This window comes from Candidatus Tisiphia endosymbiont of Metellina segmentata, assembly GCF_964030715.1.
Classification (GTDB): Bacteria; Pseudomonadota; Alphaproteobacteria; order Rickettsiales; family Rickettsiaceae; genus Tisiphia.
The window spans coordinates 1,430,205-1,449,307 of sequence record NZ_OZ034919.1 but is presented as its reverse complement, the minus strand read 5'-3'; the positions used below and the strand labels follow the sequence as shown (position 1 = coordinate 1,449,307).

General features: G+C 32.4%; 14 protein-coding genes and 2 tRNA genes. 8 read left to right on the top strand and 8 right to left on the bottom strand.

The window, feature by feature from the left end; translation table 11 throughout:
- The first annotated feature begins 33 nt into the window (after positions 1-33).
- The 3 genes from AAHM80_RS07480 (at position 34) to AAHM80_RS07470 (ending at position 2,297) form a co-directional block, all read left to right on the top strand.
- Positions 34-780 (top strand): MBL fold metallo-hydrolase, encoded by a 747-nt coding sequence (locus tag AAHM80_RS07480; RefSeq protein WP_342259779.1) that lies wholly within the window; start codon positions 34-36, stop codon positions 778-780.
- 93 nt (positions 781-873) lie between these two features.
- Complete coding sequence (locus AAHM80_RS07475; protein ID WP_341751450.1) at positions 874-1,596, top strand: amino acid ABC transporter ATP-binding protein; 723 nt, start codon at positions 874-876, stop codon at positions 1,594-1,596.
- Positions 1,593-2,297, top strand: a complete 705-nt coding sequence (locus AAHM80_RS07470) for a TIGR02281 family clan AA aspartic protease (RefSeq protein WP_342259778.1) — start codon at positions 1,593-1,595, stop codon at positions 2,295-2,297. The genes AAHM80_RS07475 and AAHM80_RS07470 overlap by 4 nt, the downstream gene beginning before the upstream one ends.
- 255 nt (positions 2,298-2,552) lie before the next feature.
- Here the strand turns inward: AAHM80_RS07470 and AAHM80_RS07465 are convergent, their stop codons facing one another.
- The 4 genes from AAHM80_RS07465 to uvrB form a co-directional block, all read right to left on the bottom strand.
- A complete protein-coding gene (locus AAHM80_RS07465) occupies positions 2,553-3,356 on the bottom strand; it encodes a DsbA family protein (protein WP_342259777.1) in 804 nt (267 codons plus the stop codon).
- Positions 3,357-3,450: 94 nt separating this feature from the next.
- Entirely contained in the window at positions 3,451-7,071 is a 3,621-nt protein-coding gene (locus AAHM80_RS07460) for an acyl-[ACP]--phospholipid O-acyltransferase (protein WP_410521495.1), read from the bottom strand.
- 156 nt (positions 7,072-7,227) lie between these two features.
- Positions 7,228-9,507, bottom strand: coding sequence for an N-6 DNA methylase (locus tag AAHM80_RS07455; protein ID WP_342259776.1), 2,280 nt, complete (start codon positions 9,505-9,507; stop codon positions 7,228-7,230).
- Between the two features lie 353 nt (positions 9,508-9,860).
- On the bottom strand, positions 9,861-11,849 hold the full coding sequence (gene uvrB / locus AAHM80_RS07450; RefSeq protein ID WP_342260467.1) for an excinuclease ABC subunit UvrB: 1,989 nt from the start codon (positions 11,847-11,849) through the stop codon (positions 9,861-9,863).
- A gap of 75 nt (positions 11,850-11,924) precedes the next feature.
- Between uvrB and grxC the strand changes: the two genes are divergently transcribed.
- The 3 genes from grxC to AAHM80_RS07435 all read left to right on the top strand — a co-directional run bounded on the left by grxC (position 11,925) and on the right by AAHM80_RS07435 (position 12,594).
- On the top strand, positions 11,925-12,197 hold the full coding sequence (gene grxC, locus AAHM80_RS07445; RefSeq protein WP_341751446.1) for a glutaredoxin 3: 273 nt from the start codon (positions 11,925-11,927) through the stop codon (positions 12,195-12,197).
- 116 nt (positions 12,198-12,313) lie between these two features.
- Positions 12,314-12,390 (top strand) — tRNA-His (locus AAHM80_RS07440).
- 127 nt (positions 12,391-12,517) lie between these two features.
- Positions 12,518-12,594, top strand: a tRNA-Arg gene (locus AAHM80_RS07435).
- 94 nt (positions 12,595-12,688) lie between these two features.
- Here AAHM80_RS07435 and hemF read toward each other — a convergent pair.
- Positions 12,689-13,525: an oxygen-dependent coproporphyrinogen oxidase gene (gene hemF / locus AAHM80_RS07430; RefSeq protein ID WP_410521531.1), complete on the bottom strand. Its 837-nt coding sequence runs from the start codon at positions 13,523-13,525 to the stop codon at positions 12,689-12,691.
- 28 nt (positions 13,526-13,553) lie between these two features.
- Positions 13,554-14,849 carry an MFS transporter gene (locus tag AAHM80_RS07425; protein ID WP_342259774.1) on the bottom strand — a complete coding sequence of 432 codons (1,296 nt, stop codon included), beginning with the start codon at positions 14,847-14,849 and terminating at the stop codon, positions 13,554-13,556.
- Positions 14,850-15,379: 530 nt separating this feature from the next.
- Between AAHM80_RS07425 and AAHM80_RS07420 the strand changes: the two genes are divergently transcribed.
- Together AAHM80_RS07420 and AAHM80_RS07415 are read left to right on the top strand one after the other, a co-directional pair.
- On the top strand, positions 15,380-16,858 hold the full coding sequence (locus AAHM80_RS07420) for a patatin-like phospholipase family protein (protein WP_342259773.1): 1,479 nt from the start codon (positions 15,380-15,382) through the stop codon (positions 16,856-16,858).
- 124 nt (positions 16,859-16,982) lie between these two features.
- The gene (locus AAHM80_RS07415; protein ID WP_342259772.1) at positions 16,983-17,837 is read left to right on the top strand and encodes a cytochrome c oxidase subunit 3; all 855 of its coding nucleotides are present in this window, start codon (positions 16,983-16,985) and stop codon (positions 17,835-17,837) included.
- A gap of 21 nt (positions 17,838-17,858) precedes the next feature.
- Here AAHM80_RS07415 and bcp read toward each other — a convergent pair whose 3' ends face one another.
- Positions 17,859-18,326, bottom strand: coding sequence for a thioredoxin-dependent thiol peroxidase (bcp, locus tag AAHM80_RS07410; RefSeq protein WP_342259771.1), 468 nt, complete (start codon positions 18,324-18,326; stop codon positions 17,859-17,861).
- Positions 18,327-18,342: 16 nt separating this feature from the next.
- Complete coding sequence (locus AAHM80_RS07405; protein WP_410521530.1) at positions 18,343-19,041, bottom strand: SURF1 family protein; 699 nt, start codon at positions 19,039-19,041, stop codon at positions 18,343-18,345.
- Positions 19,042-19,103: the final 62 nt, after the last annotated feature.

The following is a 19,103-nucleotide window of genomic DNA, read 5'->3' as shown; positions in this document are numbered from 1 at the left end:
AATTTCAATTTCAATTTTGTTTGGTTTAAGTATATGCTACAAATAACAGTGCTAGGATGTGGCTCATCACTTGGTATGCCGATAATTAATTGTGATTGCAATATATGCACTTCTACTTCAAGTTACAATAAAAGAACTAGATCATCAATATACATCGATGATGGTAATAGTCAAATTCTTGTTGATTTTGGTTTTGATATCAAGAATCAATTAATGCGAGAAAAGATTAAAAAATTGGATGGTGCTATATTAACCCATTATCATGCAGATCATGTTAACGGTATTGATGAGTTACGTGTATTTCCATTTTTCCAAAAAATACCACTAGAAATCTTTTCTGACAGTAGCACAGCATTGAAAATTGAGAATCGTCACCAACATTTATTTGCTCCAGATAAACTGATTGCAAGACCGGTAGATTTTTTTGCAAAGTTTAAAATTAATACCATAGATGTACAATTCTTCAGACAACATCATGGTCCTATAGATAGTTTAGGTATTAGAATGGATGATTTTGTATATTCTAGTGATGTGCTAGCTTTTCCGGCAGAATCTAAATCATTCTTGAAAAATATCAATGTTTGGATATTAGACTGTATGGCGTATGAATCTAATGATTGCCATGCAGGATTAGATAAAATTTTACAGTGGAACGATGAATATAAACCTCAGCAAATATTATTAACGAATATGAATCATTTTATTGATTACCATGAGATATCAAAAATATTGCCAAGTAATATAAAACCTCTATATGATGGTTACAAATTTATAGTTTAACAAACCTGAGTTACCCCAATTCGGGATAAAAATTAGTTAATTCTCATCCCGAATTCACTTAGGTCTATCAACTTTTCAAATTATTAGGAGTATATGATAATACTCGATAAGGTTTCAAGAAATTATGGCAAAACCTATGCTGTTAAAGATATTAGTCTTGAGTTCAAGAAAAAAGAAACTATAGCGATTATAGGATCTTCTGGTAGTGGTAAATCTACTTTATTGCGAATTATCAATGCTTTAGAAGTTCCCACCAGTGGGCATGTGTTAATCGATGACAAAAAATTGACGCAAAAAAATAAAAGGAAACTTTGTCTTAAAATTGGCATGGTTTTTCAAGCGTTTAATCTTTTTCCGCACTTAAATGTCCAAGATAATTTAATATATGCTCCTGTTAATATTTTAGGAATGAAGCAAATGGCTGCCATTGCTAAGGCAGAGAAATTATTAGAACAATTTGGTTTAAGACAAAGAATTACCGCCTTTCCTGTCAATTTATCTGGGGGACAGAAACAAAGAGTGGCGATTTGCCGAGCCTTGATGATGAATCCAGAAATAATGTTATTTGACGAGCCTACTTCAGCTTTAGATCCTGAAAATATTAAAGATATTATTGAAATTATCTCTTTATTAAAAAGTCAAATGACGATGATTGTTGTTACTCACCATATTAAATTTGCCAAAGCGATAGCGGATAGGATCATTTTTATGAATCACGGACAAGTTTTAGCTGATCAGCCGGCAGTAGAGTTTTTTGAAAAACCCAAATCTCATAGAGCAAGATTATTTTTAGAGAATATAGGTGATTTAATGTGAGTAATAAAAGTCTTATAAAGTTAATAATTATTCTATGCATTAGTATTGTCATTACTTTCTGTGCACGTAAACTAGTAGCTGTACAATTTGCTGCTTTTTCTTGGGATAACCAAAAAAGTATAACTTGTTTTATAATGATTTTGGTGATTATCAGTATAGTTTATAATTCCTTTAGTCAAAAAGGTATAAGGATACTCTCTATTCAATTATTAACTTGGGGCGGAATTTTCTTAATTATAATTACTAGTTATGCTTTCAAGTTTGAGTTAAATTACGCCGCTCAAAGAGTCATATCCGTACTAATACCATCATATAATTGGGTCAATAAACAAGGAGAATTAGTAATTAGCCGTAGTAACAATGGGCATTTCTATGTTAACGCCGTGGCAAACGGAATAAAAATTAAATTTATGATTGATACCGGAGCAAGTGATGTTGCTCTTACTATTAGTGATGCTAAAATGCTAGGATTTGACTTATCAAAACTAAATTACACTAAAACTTACTCTACAGCTAATGGTACGAGTAGGGCTGCTCCCGTGAGATTAAATAGTGTTGAGATTGGTAGAGGAGCTTTTTTTAGAAATGTTGAAGCTCACATAGGTACTGGCGGTCTTGACGTATCGTTACTAGGCATGTCGTTATTAGAGCGTTTTAAAGGTTTCAGAATAGATCGAGATATGTTGATTTTGAGTTATTAGGTGTATACTCTTCTAGGAAACAACTATCTAACATATTGATTTTCGAGCATTTTTGCTTCTTCCATTATGAACTTGATAGCACTTATCAAGTGTTAGCTCCTAACAAACTGCGTCTAAGAGTTTGTTTTTACATAATGCGTAGTGGTGCTACTTTGAAGAATTGCGTTGTCGATATCGTTTTTGGTGTAGTACCATTACTTACATTGGTATTTTTAGGCAAAGTCTCCATGCACCGTAGCTCGGATAACAGCGAAACTACTTATTTTGACTTCGTATATCAGCAACTATCGTCTGCAATTGATCTAGATCTACCATTCCTGCTATTAATTTACCATTAATAATATAAGCAGGTACTCCCTGTATTTTTAAACCCTTTGCTAACTTAACATTTTTGTCGATGAGATTTTTTATTTCATCTTTATTGATTTCTTCCGCAATTACTTCAGGATTTAGATCATTTACTAGTAACAATTTTTCTACAGATTCTTTGGTAATAGATTTTAAGTCCATTAAACCATTATGAATATCTTGAAACTTACTCGGAGTGGTTTTATAAACAGCTAAAGCAATAGTTGCAGCATAATTAGATGCATCACCAAGAATCGGGAACGGTTTTAAAACGACTTTAACCCACGTATCTAATTTGATTAACTGGTTAATAAAGTTATGACCTTTTCTACAATAACTACAATTATAATCATAAAAAGTAGCGATGACTACATCTCCATTCGGGTTACCAAGTGCAGGAGATGTAAGAGCATCTTCTATTTCAGATTTATTATCTTTTATATATTCGCCAGTTTTTATTTCCATTTCTTGCATTTTACGCTGCTGAAGACCTTCTATTGCCTGAATGATTATTTCGGGATTATTTAATAAATATTCTTTTATAATTTGTTCAGTTTTTTCCACTTCTTCTTTTCTGTCTAACACTTGCTGATCGAGAGTGTTAATCGAAACCGTAGTAGAAGCACTAGGAGTCTTCATAGTTTTATAAGCAAATAATGCTAGAAGAACAACAACAATAATTAATAATACTTTACCAACAACATTATGCATAATATTTTTCTATTAAATAGATTAGTTTGTTATAAATGGTTTATTAGTCCAAGTTATATAGTATATTGGCGTCCATATGTGACACTCATGTACCTTATTTCAGCATTTTAGTTACTTTTCTATAATTTTCAAGCATTTTAGTTATTTGCCGATAATTTACTTTACCTATTGGTAGAATTGGTATTTCTTTAACAGGGATAATAACTGGTATATTCTTTTGGTTTGAGTCTATTGAATTTTTATGCATTATTTCTGTGAATTTTTCACTATTTATGGTCTGACTTGTGGTCAATAGAAAAATCTGTTTGTCTTTATTATCATCAGGGCAAATAGCAACATGCTTACTATCAACATCGATCATATTAGCTAAATCCTCTATTAATATCAGCGTAATTACTTCTTCTATTGTAACAAATTGCTGAATACGACCTAATAAGGTAAGATATCCATCTTCATCAATTTTTACTATATCTCCAGTATCATACCATCCCAAACCCAATTCTTCTGATGATGTAGGGTGGATAATTCCGGGATTATTAGAGTGCATATAGCCAAGCATAATATTTGGTCCTTTGATGAATAGTTGTCCTACCCCCTCTATTCCAATAGACCTCTCGCATAATTCTATTTCTGCTGGTAATTTATTCGTACTACCGGTACTCTGCTCTTCACCTACATTTGAGTACGCTACGGTTCGAAGCTCCGTGGTTTCTTTAAATTCCCCAGCAGAAACAAATTCTGCAAGAGGTCTATTGTGAATTGGTCTAATATAATATTCTATTTTAGGCATCAAACGCCCTACACTTCCAGCACGATAATGCATTGGGGTATTACAAGATATTATTGGAGATGTTTCTGACGTACCATATCCTTCAAAAATTCTTATACCAAACTTATCAAGCCATAATTCCCTTGTGTCTTTTCTCAGTTTCTCACTACTGGCAAATACGTATCTTATAGAATAAAAATCGTAAGGATGAGCATAGACAGCATAACCATGCAAAAATATATCCGTACCAAACATAATTGTCGCTCCGATATCGTATATTACCTCAGGAATACTCCTATAATGCAGAGAAGACGGGTAAAGAAACACTGGTATAGCATTGAGTGTCATCATTATTGTTCCAGATAAACCAAAACAGTGAAAAAGCGGTAAAGCCATAAATGCAAAATCATCAGGACTAAAATGTACCTTAGCTAGAAGTTGGCATCGATTAGCCTGCAAGTTCCTATGTGATAATACTACAGCTTTAGCTGTTGCTGAAATACCAGAAGTAAATACTACAACTGATGGATCATTATCATGATAACTGCTACATATATTGTTGTAATAACTTTGTGGGAAGAAGCTGGCAATAATAGCCTTAATTTTTAAATATAAATCAATTCTTTGTGTTAAATCTTCAAGATAAATAATTTTTATATTGGCTGCTAAGATTTTTGCTACCACTTCCTGTAATCCAGCTTTTTCAACAAACTGTTTTGAAGTATATACCATTTTAACTGACGTTGTTTTACATGAAGCCACTATATTGCTCACCTCACTCATATAGTCAATCATAACTGGTCGACGGCAGCAGGCTTGCATAGCATAAAAAGTAACCATAGTTTCAACCATATTAGGTAGCATAAGACCTACATAGTCAGCTACTTCCGTATCCTGTTTTATTAAATTTGCTAAAGTAAAAGATCCCAATATTAATTGGCGATAGGTAACAGATTTATTATCAATATCTTGTATTATTTTTTTGTTAAAACCGTAAGCTTTTGCTGTCTCAATTAGAGACTGAAATATAGTATTTTGATAATCAGAGCTTTCAAACATCATATCAGCCATGATATCATAAAGAGCCTGACCTATATATTTACGCTTTTCCCTATTATCTATATTCGGCTTAGAAGGAAATTTTACTGGTGGCAAAATAGTAATAGTAACCTTAGGAAATATCCGTGTTTTTAATATATTCTTAAGTTTAGAAAAATGAGTAAATTGTGTACCATCTATTCTTACAGGTAGAATTGTCGCATCAGATTTCTCAGCAATCATGCCAGGTCCTTCATATATCTTCATTAAGGAACCAGTAATACTTATTCTTCCTTCAGGGAATATAACAACTTTTTTATCTTTTTGTACTTCCCTAATCAAGCTCTTTATAGCCATTGAATTAGAAGGATCAATTGGTAAAGTTTTTGCCATCGTTAAGAATGGTTTTACCCACCACACTTTAGCCATAGTTGTATTAATGGCAAAAGTCATTTCTTCAGGTAGATAAGTTGCCAGTAAGGCAGGATCAAGATATGAAATATGATTGGCGATAACTACTGATCTTTTACCAGCTTTATAAAAATTTTCAATACCTTTTACTTCCACTCTGTACATGCAATCAAAAAGAAATTTTAAAATAGCTCGGTTAACAGCAAAAGGTACTATTTTTACTTCGGGAATTAATTGATAAATATAATAAGCTACCACTATGTTGAGCAGACTAATAAATAATATAACGGATGGTATCGAATATTCCCAATAGAACAACAACGACAATATTGCAGTGGAGCCAGCCATAAATATAGCATTAACAAAATTATTTATAGCAATTATTCTACTACGATGAGCTGAAGAACTCAAATATTGTAATACTGCAAAAAGTGGAACAATATATAGCCCCGCAATGGCAGCTATAAAAAATAAATCGATAATGATTCGCCAATTATGCTTTTTAGATAAAAAGACAAATATACTCTTTAACTGTTCCGGTTCATAATGAACTGCACTAATGCGACTGGCAAAAAATAAATCAATACCAAATATACTGATACCAAGTGCCGAGACAAAAACATATTTCGTGGTAATTTCATTTCCAAAAATCTTACTACACCAAAAAGAACCAACCCCTACTCCAATTGAAAATGTTGCAAGGAACAAATTAGCAACATTTTCATCCGCTCCAAAAGTATCTTTGGCAAGAGATGGAATTTGAGCAAGTATTGCTGCACTGATAAACCAAAACCAAGATATACCAAGAATTGCCAAATATACTTGCTTTTTAGCTTTAGCATATTTAATCATTTCTATACTTTCACGAAATAAATTTAAATTTATTTTAATTTCACAGTTAGAATTATTCGATCTTGGCATAAAATAACTAGCAACAACACCAACCATAGCAATTATTATCAGAATAGTGATGATTAAATTGCCACTTATAGTGTAGTATCCTCCAATAATAGTACCAACTAAAATAGAGATAAATGTTCCTGCCTCAACAAATCCATTAGCTCCCAATAGTTCATTTTTGTATAAATGATCTGGCAGAACACTGTATTTGATTGGTCCAAAAAATGTCGAATGTATACCCATAAGAAATATAGACAAAAAAAGTATTACTAAATTATTATTGAAAAATCCATAAGTAGCGAAAAACACTATGGCGAGTTCAAATAATTTAATGATTTTAACTAAAGTTGCTCGCTCATATCTATCAGCCACTTGACCTGCAATACTTGCAAATATAACAAAAGGCAATACAAAAATAGTATTAGCAGCAAGTACAAGCAATTGGGTTGATTCTACCAATTGACTAGATAGTTTATAAGTAATTAATATAATTAGAGCATTTTTTAGTATACTATCATTCATACAACCACAAAATTGTACTATGAAGATAGGCAAAAAACGCATATCTCGAAATAAATATAATTGATTTGATGGCATGCTTTCTCCAGAGACATATTTAGTTGTAGTATAGTATGTAATTTGTTACTCGATAATCAACTTTTTTCTAAGGCATAACAATTGGCTTATTGCAGGACAAATTTTTGTGTTAGCATTTATAATGCTGAAACTTTTAGGTTAATAAGGTTGTAAAAATTAAGGTAAAATTTTATGTATAGACTCTTTAAGATTATTTTTAATTTTCTGAAATTCTTCCGTGATATTATTTAGTTTACTTATTTTTTCTAAAAATTCTTTCATTTCATTTTTTTTAAGTAATGGTATGTGTATATTACAAAGCTGTTCATAAGTTAAATTCGCTCTAACAGCTCCATATTTTGTATCGTATTTGCCAATAATGGATAAATAATATTTTGACTTTAAAATATGTAATAAATATTCGGATGGTAGAATATCTTGGAATTTTTTTAAAACTCTAAAGACGGTATAAATACCACTTACATAACCACCGCTTAAATCCTCAAAGACTAAACCTAAAGAACCCACATTAATCCTATGCGGATTATATACCAAATCTCCAGCTTGAACCTGCTTGTATTTTTGGTTTATGTCCTCACCTTTTAAAATTTCATTGTCAAAAACACCAATACTATTACTTACACCTAAAATTCTAAAATCTGTAATTGGCTGTAAAGAGGGCTCTGTTTTTTCTGTTATCTCCTCAATATAATTACCAAGTTTTATAATATCACCTTTTAAATTAGCAAAAATATCAAAATAATCATAAATCCACAAACTATAACCATTCTTGGCGATTTCAGTTGATGCTATTATAGCAGATTCAATTTCTAAAACAGTCTTTTTATTGTTGAAAGCATCAAGTGCAGCTGGCAAATCATTGTCCTTAATTGGCTTCTTTCTTGAACCAAGTTCATGACCAACCGCATTAACTGCAAAAAAGAATGTGTTTGATATCTTTCTGTTTTTCTCGAAATACACAATACTTGTTTTTGTTGGTGTGTAAGGTTCAAAAAGCTTTCTTGGCAATGAAACAATAGAAACATTTGATGAATTATTAAAAATATACTCTCTTACCTTTCCAACATCGCCCCCATCTGAAAGAAAGTTTTCTTTTACAAGTAAACAAGCTCTACCACCTAGTTTTAAAGCTTCAAAGCAATGTAAAGCACAAATAGCGTCACCATTATTTGATTGAATTGGATACAAATACCCAAACCTTGTTTGTTGCGAATATGGTGGATTTGTAATTACAATATCATATTTTTGATTTACATAATCAGACAGGGTATCTTGTTTTTTGATATTACTATGTCCGTCTCCGAACAAAATCATATTCATTTTTGCAATTCTTGCATTTACAGTAATCTCAGAACCGTAAATTGTTTTTTTTCTTAGAATATTTTGCATCTCATCGTTAAATGAAGTTCTGATTTTTAAATATCTAAACGCTTCAATTAAAAACCCTCCTGTACCACAAAAAGGGTCATAAATGGTTTCGCCAATTTTAGGATTAACCATACTTATCATTGTTCTTACAATGTTTCTAGGTGTAAAATATTCACCTAAATCTTTAATTTTGATGCCTTGGTAAGCATTTTTTAAAAAATACTCAAAAGCATCACCATTCACATCACTATCTGAAGCTGTAAGGTTAAGTTTTGAAATCTCATAAATAATCTCTTCAAAAATATCAGGTGAATTAATAGGGAATGCTTCGCTAAAAATATCACCATATTTCTTGTTAATCTTAATCCAAACAACATCTTTCACATATTGATACAATTCGTTTCCTTTTCTCTGAGAAAATGAACTCCATCTAAGGTACTCATCTAATGTATTCTCCTCACCCCCCAACATCTTTAGAACAGAAATCTCATCAAGAATTTTTAAAAACAAAATATCAGAAAATGCTCCAAATCTATCAAGACCTGCTTGTAGACCATCTTCTCTTAGTAAATTAGCTGCCCTTTTAAATATCTTAATAAGCTCGTCTCTTGAATGCTGAATAAAATTTACTGCAGATAGTATTTCAGATCCTTCGTTAACAAATCTGAGTGCCGTATGATGATTTACAAATTGCCTTACATCTTCTCCATCAATTTTAAGATTACGCCCATTATACAAATATTGGGTTTCAATATAACTTCCATTATAAGCAAATATAAGTGGCGTATTTAGTGGTTTAGCATACAAATTCAATACTTGGTTTATTGCTAATTGTATACTTTCATTCGGTTTTTTTGCCTCAATTATTATTATTGGTTCATTACTTCCTTCCTTGTATAGCACAAAGTCAGGCATTTTACCGTTAAGTAATTCTTTTTGCTTTGTAAGTTTCACTCTTTGTTGAAATACGTTACATTTTGGGTCTTTTTCATCGACAATCCAACCAAGATTATCAAGTTGGACTAAAATATCATGCGTTACAGACGCTTCTAATCTTTTAGTATACATATAGAATATTCCAATTTCACAAAACAGCTTGTTTTATCAACAAATTAAACATATCGTAATTATCTCTGTTATTATATCTACAGAACTCATCAACGTATTTTTGCGAGTGTTGTGATGATACACGGTAATAAATAACCTGAATTTAATATAACAAGTTATTCCAAATTCGGTTATATCTATAAATATAACAGATTTTTATGATCCACTAATAGCTGTTTTCATTATTTTTGCGGTATTGCTTATTTTGTTCATCCCCTAACCAGTACATTACTATTACTCTACTATTACTCATTCTTTAAAAGGCTTATTCTTATCCCAAACTAATGGTTAATTGGAACAGAAAGTACTTTAAATTAAGTTAGCTCTAAGGCTGCTTCTTCTAGTACATTAATTTGATCTCGTATTTTTGCCGCCTGTTCAAATTCTAAATTACTAGCCTTTTCATACATTTCCTTCTTTAATCTATCGATATGAGCTTTCAATTTCATTGGATTGTCCAATAATATATGAGTTTGTTTTTTATTATCTAACTTACTATCCAATTTTTCTAATTCGATTAGTGCATGGATATGGTGATTAATTGTCTGCGGTACTATACCATGTTGCCTATTATATTCCTCCTGAATTTTTCTTCTTCTATATGTCTCACCTACAGCCTTATCAATAGACTTGGTGTTGCGATCTGCGTAGAGTATTACTCTTCCTTGACTATTCCTTGCAGCCCTGCCGATAGTTTGAATTAATGAGACTTCAGAACGCAAAAAACCTTCTTTATCAGCATCAAGTATCGCAACAAGTCCACATTCTGGAATATCTAAACCTTCTCGCAATAAATTAATACCAACAATACTATCTATAGTACCTTGGCGTAAATCTCTTATGATTTCCATACGTTCAAGAGTATGAACATTAGAGTGCAAATATGATACTTTATACCCTAATTCTTGTAGATAATTTGTTAAATCTTCTGACATTTTTTTAGTTAATGTTGTCACTAAAACACGAAATCCTGCATTTATCGTAGATTGAATTTCGTTTAGCAAATCTTCAACTTGGTTGGTTGCTGGTTTTATAATACATTCTGGGTCAAGTAGCCCTGTTGGTCTAATAATTTGCTCAACCGTAACTCCTGCTGTTTCTTCCAATTCGAAAGACCCCGGTGTAGCCGAAACAAAAACCGTTTGAGGTCTAAAATCTTGCCATTCTTCAAATTTTAATGGTCTGTTATCTAAGGCTGATGGAAGGCGAAACCCGTGTTCCACTAATACTTCTTTTCTTGCCCTATCACCATTATACATTGCTCTAATTTGCGGGACAGATACGTGACTTTCATCGACAAATAGTAAAGCATCTTTAGGCAAATATTCAAATAAGGTTGGCGGGGGTTGCCCATTTGCTTTACCAGTTAGGAATCGAGAGTAATTCTCAATGCCTTTGCAACTGCCAGTTTCCATCATCATTTCCATATCATATTGGGTACGTTGATTTAATCTTTGAGCCTCTACTAATTTATCATGTGCTTTAAGAAATTCTAAGCGTCGTTGTAATTCCTCTTCAATTTGCGATATAGCATTTTGTACTACTTCTTTAGGTGTTACAAAGTGGGACTTAGCATAAATCACAGCTTGATCCAATTTAGCTAATTTTTCACCTGTAAGCGGATCAAATTCGCTTATATATTCAAGTTCATTGCCAAAAAATGACAATCGCCAAGCTTTATCGTTATAATGTACTGGAAATATATCAATATTATCACCTTTTACCCTAAACGTACCGCGTTCAAACCCCACATCATTACGCTCATATTGTAAATTTACTAAGTCATTAAGCAATTTATCTCTAGCATAAGTTTCTCCAGACTTAAGGCTTATTGTCATCTGATAATAAAGATTTGGTGAACCAAGACCATAAATACAAGAAACTGAGGATACAACAATTACATCCCGACGTTCCAGCAGTGACCTAGTAGCAGAGTGTCTTAATAAATCTATTTGTTCATTTATCGAAGAATCTTTTTCTATATAAGTATCGGTTTTTGCAATATATGCTTCAGGTTGGAAATAATCATAATATGATACAAAATATTCAACGGCATTATTGGGAAAAATTGCCTTCATTTCTGAATAAATTTGTGCAGCTAATGTCTTATTATGTACCATAATAAGCGATGGTCGACCGGTTCTCTCAATAATATTTGCCATAGTAAAGGTCTTACCAGAACCAGTAATACCAAAGAGTATTTGTGAACGCATTCTAGATTCAAGACCTTTAACGATTTCATTAATTGCTTTTGGCTGATCGCCAGCTGGACTATATTTAGATACTATTGAAAACTTATTTATCATTAACTTGTAACTTGCTAAAAGTTTATTATATGTGGATAATAGTTTTATAACCAATTAAATAGGGTAACTCTTATGAAAAGCATTCTTTTTTATACGGTCATCATTTATACATTAACATATTGTCCCTATTGCACTAAGGCCAAAAAGCTACTTGATCAAAAAAATATACCTTATCAAGAAATTATCGTAGACAATTATAGTGACAAGCAAAGATTAGAGTTGCAAGCTAAAGCTAATGGACAACGTACATTACCACAAATATTTATTAATGATAAGCATATTGGTGGATGTGATGCTCTTCATAAACTTGAAGAAGAAGGTAAGTTAGATGAATTAGTAAAATAATATCATATAATTATGACAGCAAAAATTCTAAGAATAAAAGTATTAAGTCATGGTAACTTGGTTTGAATATACTTGACTTATGGGTGATAATAATTTACTTTAACGCAGGTTACATGGCGGATGTAGCTCAGTTGGTTAGAGCATCAGATTGTGGATCTGAGGGTCGCGGGTTCAAGTCCCGTCATTCGCCCCATATTTGTTAGGTTAAAAATTCTTCTCTCAGATAAAGCCATAGGGTAATTTAAAAGTCACGATCAGTAGTTGCTATTAGCGAAAAATATCTATTGTATTTTCATGTTTGAGAAGCAGCAATAAATTAAGCATTCGTAGCTCAGCTGGATAGAGCGTTGCCCTCCGAAGGCAGAGGTCGTTGGTTCGAATCCAATCGAATGCACCAATTGCTTGAGAGTCTAAGGATTTAATAATGAGTGAAAAAGGTTCTATAATAGTGCTTTTTACCTTTTGCACAAATTTGATATTTATTATAAAGGTTACCAACGTACTTCTGGGGGTAGAGACATTAATATTGCTTCAACGTTGCCATCTGTCATTAAGCCAAACATTGTCCCACGATCATATAATAAGTTAAATTCAACATATCTACCACGACGCACTAATTGATAATCCTTTTGTTCATTAGTCCAAGGCAGTAGCATCTTTGTTCTAACAATTTCAGGATATACTGTTAAAAATGTTTGTCCTACGTCCTTAGTAAAAGAAAAATCATTATTAAAATTTCCAGTATTTAAATAATCATAAAATATACCGCCTACTCCCCTTGGCTCATTTCTATGTTTTAAGTAAAAATACTCATCACATTGTTTTGTAAATTTAGGATAATAATTTGGATCATGTTTATCACAAGCATGTTTAAAAGCATTATGAAATTTTGTCGTCTCATTTTCATTAGGGTAAAATGGCGTTAGGTCTCCACCACCGCCAAACCAATGATTAGCAGTTTCAATATAGCGGGTGTTGAAATGTACCGCTGGTACCAATGGAGAAGTAAGATGAGCCACGATAGAAATACCAGTAGCAAAGAATTGCCTACTATTTTCCGTACCCGGTATATTTTTACTAAACTCTGGAGATAATTCTCCAAAAACTGTAGAAATATTCACCCCAACTTTCTCGAATAAGTTACCACGCATTACAGACATTACGCCACCACCGCCGTTTTTTCTGTCCCAGGGTGTTCGTATGAATCTCGCAGCAGCTAAACCTTGCACCTTACTATATTCAAGTTCAATTTTCTCGAATTCAGTACATACTTGATCACGTAAATTTGTAAACCATGTTACTACTTTCTCTTTGTTGTTAATCATAATAATTTATACCATCACTATAGTGGGAATGTTAAAACAACTTATTATATCTCTTTCTAGTTTTGAAAGAATTCCTGCTAAGTAAACGTCTTATTTCATTTCTCATAAAATAAATGATAACTAAAAATATACTAGAAATAGTCATAATATAAAAGGCAGGAGCATAAAACAAGCCTGTTTTTTCAACAAGCCAACGAGAAATAAGAGGAGAAGTGCCACCAAATATAGTAATACCCAAATTATAACTAAAGGATACCCCTGAAAATTTTTGTTCAGGAGTAAATAAAGATATAATAAAGCTATAGGCTGCCCCAGCTATTGCCCCACTAAGAATACCTAAGATAGTTAGTGCTAGAATTTGTTGCCACATGAACGGTAATGACATAGATAACAAAATAGGTAAAGCCAATATCAAGATCGCTAAGCTTACTAAAGCTAAAGTCTTAAATTTTCCAATAATATCAGTTAATCCACCAAATAATGGCATAGATACCATCGCTATAAAATTTGCATATAATGAATAAATAAGGGAAGTTGTATTATCAAAATGCATAACATCCTGGTAATACACATTAATGTAGGTTTTTACTAAATAGACGACGCTACTAGCAACTGCACCTGTACAAAAGGTTAAAAACATCGCTTTCCAAGCTGTCTTAACTACGTTGATAAAAGGTGCTTTTAAAGTTTTCTTTTGTTCAGCTAACATTTTGAAAATTGGAGTCTCTGATACACGAAGACGCAAATAGAAACCGACAAGCCCCATAGCCCCGCCTAGTAAAAATGCAAAACGCCAAGCAAAATCAAAATGATAAAAATATTGTTCAATAATAATTCCTACAAGGGTGGCTATTAACGTACCAGCCATATTTGAGCCATGTACTAAACCAGCAGTAAAACCTGGTCGTAAATTTTGATGATGTTCTAGAATAAAAATGGCAGCTCCAGCTCCTTCACCACTAATACATAAGCCTTGAAAAAGACGCATTATGATTAATATTATCGGTGCATAAACTCCTATGTCATGATAGGAAGGAATTAGTCCCATAGTAAATGTTGGTATAGTCATACCAAGCATGGAAATAATTAAGGCTATACGCCTTCCATATTTATCGCCAACATAACCAAAAAATATACCACCAATTGGTCTAGTAATGAATCCTACTGCAAATACCCCGAGAGCCAACAATATTTGTAAAAATTTTGAGCTTGAAGGAAAAAATGTGTGACCAATTACTAATGCAAATACTGAATATACTGTGAAATCATAATATTCTAGTATATTTCCTGAAATTGCTGATAAAAAAACGGATTTAGGTTTGCTCATCTATATCTTATCAATCAAATTTAATTAAATCGGATTATAGACTACTTAACCAACTTATAAAGTGTAAAATAATTTTATTTTTTGCAGGGTAATTTAAAAGTCGGGCTGCAAGCCTAATAGATAAAGGAAAAAGTGCTTAATATGCACTCGATGTCATTCTTAGCAACGGCGGGAATCTAAAAAAATAAACCTGCAAGACTATTAAGTATTATGGATTCCCGCCGTTGCTAAGAATGACATCTATGGTAGTTGAGTTTATATCTATAATAACTATTAATTGCGACTTTTAAATTACCCTGTTTTCTTGCGATAATTTCTCTTAAAGAATCAACACAACCAATTATATCATATAATTAATTTATCAGATTATTTTAATTTTGTCAACCTTTAGTTATATAGTAACATAATTATTACTATATAATTAATTTTTATCTAATAATTAGCAATTTATGTTATCTATTACTTGATTCTTTTGAGCAAGACTATGATATTTGTTATTAAACTTAATTTAGAATTATGGAGTTATTATCATGGCAACACCAGATACAATTCTCTCTCTCTCAGGAGGTGGAGTCAAGGCAATTATGCAGTTGAAAGCGCTTGTTAAGATTGAAGATGAAACGGGTTTGCCTATATCTGAAATATTCCCTGATGCTGCCGGTACTAGCGCCGGTGGATTACTTCTCGCTTTATTATACCTTCCCAAAGAACCAGGTTCAAAAGAACCACTTTTCACAGCGAGAGAGGCTTTAAAACTATTCAAAGATAGTGTTGCTGATATTTTTCCACAACACTGGTACCATCCGGGAATGATTGGTAAAATATTTAGTCATCAATATAGCCAGAAACCTCTTAAAGAACTGTTAGATAAATATCTTGGTAATATGAAATGTAAGGATCTGCTAGGTAATGTTCTTATAACAGCTTTTGAGCCAAACACAGAAAATCCTATTCAGGTATTTGGTCATAACACTCCTGAAGTTGAGGTAAGAAAGGTAATTCTCGCTACTACGGCAGCTCCTACCTATTTTAAAGGCGTGACGATTAACGGTAAGTTTTATATTGATGGAGGCGTAGGATGTTATAGTAATCGTCCAGAGGCAGAAGCTATAAAATATCTTAAAGAGGGATTAAATCGTGAACAACAAAGAGAAATGTTAGATAACATGACGCTTGTTTCCCTTAATTTTCAATCGCCTCTTGAAAAACAAGATGTGCTACCACCTCACCTTGACGGTCTTATACCTCAGCTAGCTAATGGGCTAGTGAACAACATGATGAAAGCTTCTGAAAACGCTGCTACGAAGGAAGTTAAGATAGACCTATTGGAAGAGCAATTTTTCAACTTTGCACTCCCTGTACCAAAGGGATGCACGAAATTGGATAATTCTAAACCAGAGAATATGGCTAAATTAGAAAAGTCGGCTGAGCAATATTTAGAAAGTAATAAAGAGTTGATTAAAAAGCTATGTACAACATTGGTTGAGAAGGTCAAGGCTAGGGAGGAAAGTTCAAAACTTCAGGAGTCACAAACCACTGTTGATAAGTCTAGTGCTTGTGACGAGAGTGTTAAGGTGAGCGATAATATTGATAAAAAAGGACAAGATAAGGATACCCACGTAATATCAGAAGAATTTGAGGCAAAACTAGCGATAAACTTAAATGAACAGCAAGTTGATGCTTTAAAAGAAGGTTTGATGAAATTAACGCCTAAGGAATATGAGGTTCTACAAACATTCTTAAAAGGATTAAATGATGCGCAGCTTGTAGCTTTATCCGTTCACCTTCCTTTAATTGCTGATGGCAATTTTAAAAATACCAATATATCTGAATTTAGTAATTTTCAGAATAAGTTCCTACAATCCTTCAGCTCAATGTTTGAACCTGAAGATAATGTTATTAATGATGCTCTTAGCTGTGCTCAACAATATAATCAACACAATAATGAAGAAGTACCGTGTGATGGAAGAGGCTCAGATTTTTCACACGCTCCTCCTGAAGTGTATTAATTGTAATTACCCCATTCGGGAATTAACTAATTCTTATCCCGAATTCGTGTCTGTTGAGTATATTCTTGATATTTACAGAAGATAGCATAAAATAACCAAGCAGTGAATTGCTTATGAGTTTGTTATGTTACATAGATCTATTAAAAACAATGATGTTGTTTCTTTAGAAGAAAAACAACATCTATTTCATCTCGTTGATCCGAGTCCTTGGCCAATCCTGACTTCATTTGCCTTATTGCTTTTAGCTAGCGGTAGCATAATGTTTATGCATGCATATAGATTTGGTGAATATGTTTTTGGATCTGGTATTCTTTCGGTGATTTTTTGTTTATATTCTTGGTGGAGTGGTGTAATCAAAGAGGGGCTAATTGGGAAACATCATACGCAGCCAGTAAGAATTGGTTTAAGAATAGGTATGGCACTATTTATCTTGTCAGAGATAATGTTTTTTGCTGTATTTTTTGGGTCATTTTTTAAAGCAAACCTTTTCCCTGTAGGACTGCTAGATGGTGTATGGGTGGTAAAACCTGGTGTATGGCCTCCTGCTGGTATTCAAACATTTGATCCTTTTGACATTCCTTTTATTAACACATTGATTCTTTTGTTGTCCGGTACAACAGTAACTTGGGCACATTATGCTCTTGAGGAAAATAACCAAAAGGATTGTATGACTGCTCTTAGCTTTACCATAATACTTGGTGTATTTTTTAGTTTAATGCAAGCTTATGAATATCATCATGCAACTTTTAAATTTAAAGATGGTATCTATTCTTCTAATTTTTATCTAGCAACCGGTTTCCATGGTGTTCACGTAATAATTGGCACTATATTTCTAAGTGTTTGTTATTATAGAGTGCGGCGAGGTGACTTTGTGAAAGGTAATGGTCATTTGGGTTTTGAATTTGCAGCTTGGTACTGGCATTTTGTCGATGTAGTATGGTTGTTTTTGTTCACTTTTGTATATGTTCTTGGAAGATAGACTGTTAAAATATAGATATGTTTATATTATTTTCCGTACCTGATTTAATACGTCTTCAGCATGTCCAGCCACTTGTACTTTTGACCAAATGTAAGCTATCTTGCCTTTTTTATCTATTAAGAAAGTAGCTCTATTAACTCCCATATATTTTTTACCAAACATTGATTTTTCTACCCAAACTCCATATTTTTCACAAGTATCGGAATTAGAATCTGATGCAAGATCAAAATCCAAACAATATTTTTTCTTGAATTTATCGTGAGAATTTAAATCGTCCTTTGATACACCAATAATGACAGCATTCATTTTTTCAAATTCTAGTTTTAATTTATTAAAGTCACCGGCTTCGATAGTACAACCTGGTGTATCATCTTTAGGATAAAAATATAATACAACAACCTTTCCTGCTAAATCTGATAAATTGATTTTACTATTATCACCTATTGGCATAGTAAAATTTGGTGCAGTATCGCCTATTTTTAATGTCATAACTACTCCTTTATATTTATTTTATTTCTTTTTTAGATAAATTATAAATTACAAAAATTACTGCTAACGAGATCGCTAATGCAAACCAAGTTATGGCATATTCTAAATGATCATTTCTGACATTCAGCAAATTTTCAATCGACAAACTTTTAAGAATATCAGATCGATTGTTATTACCCTCCATAACTAAATAAAAATCTTCTAATTTTAAGCCAAGAACATCAGAGGCTTGAGTTAAATCCAAGGTAAACCAAACATTGTTTTTAACATCATTATCCAGTACAAACAGCTTTGTTTTTTCACCGGGAAGAATTACACCTGTGATTTCCATAGAGTTATCTATTATATTATCAATATTTTTTTTATGCCTCCCAGCAAACCACCCTAGTACAACCAAGATTATCTTGTTATCATCAGTTTGAAATGGGGTAACTAAATAATAACCATCTTTTTCAGTGGACATTGATCTGCGTCCATAAAGATGTAAATTCTTACCTGCCAAAAAATGACCGTTCACTCTTATTTTAGCATATAATTTATTTCCACTAAGTGTTTTTATATCAATTGGCAGATTATTAAGATTATTCTTCATTGAACTTAAAAACAGTTCTTTTTCCTGTAATCTAGCAATTTGCCAAAACCCAAGTGATAAGAGAATTACAAATGCTAATATAGTAAGTAATAAAGGTAATAATTGAACTTGGCACTTACCGATTTTTAAAGTATTTTTTTTTAAAGTTTGTAACACTATAATTTCTTCATTATTTCTAGTAGTGA

Bases quoted from the DNA above. Each gene is read 5' to 3' on its own strand.
- bcp (WP_342259771.1), bottom strand. From the start codon at position 18,326: ATGACATTAAAAATAGGCGATACTGCACCAAATTTTACTATGCCAATA.
- AAHM80_RS07475 (WP_341751450.1), top strand. From the start codon at position 874: ATGATAATACTCGATAAGGTTTCAAGAAATTATGGCAAAACCTATGCT.
- AAHM80_RS07420 (WP_342259773.1), top strand. From the start codon at position 15,380: ATGGCAACACCAGATACAATTCTCTCTCTCTCAGGAGGTGGAGTCAAG.
- grxC (WP_341751446.1), top strand. From the start codon at position 11,925: ATGAAAAGCATTCTTTTTTATACGGTCATCATTTATACATTAACATAT.
- AAHM80_RS07460 (WP_410521495.1), bottom strand. From the start codon at position 7,071: ATGCCATCAAATCAATTATATTTATTTCGAGATATGCGTTTTTTGCCT.
- AAHM80_RS07465 (WP_342259777.1), bottom strand. From the start codon at position 3,356: ATGCATAATGTTGTTGGTAAAGTATTATTAATTATTGTTGTTGTTCTT.
- AAHM80_RS07455 (WP_342259776.1), bottom strand. From the start codon at position 9,507: ATGTATACTAAAAGATTAGAAGCGTCTGTAACGCATGATATTTTAGTC.
- AAHM80_RS07425 (WP_342259774.1), bottom strand. From the start codon at position 14,849: ATGAGCAAACCTAAATCCGTTTTTTTATCAGCAATTTCAGGAAATATA.
- AAHM80_RS07415 (WP_342259772.1), top strand. From the start codon at position 16,983: ATGTTACATAGATCTATTAAAAACAATGATGTTGTTTCTTTAGAAGAA.
- AAHM80_RS07480 (WP_342259779.1), top strand. From the start codon at position 34: ATGCTACAAATAACAGTGCTAGGATGTGGCTCATCACTTGGTATGCCG.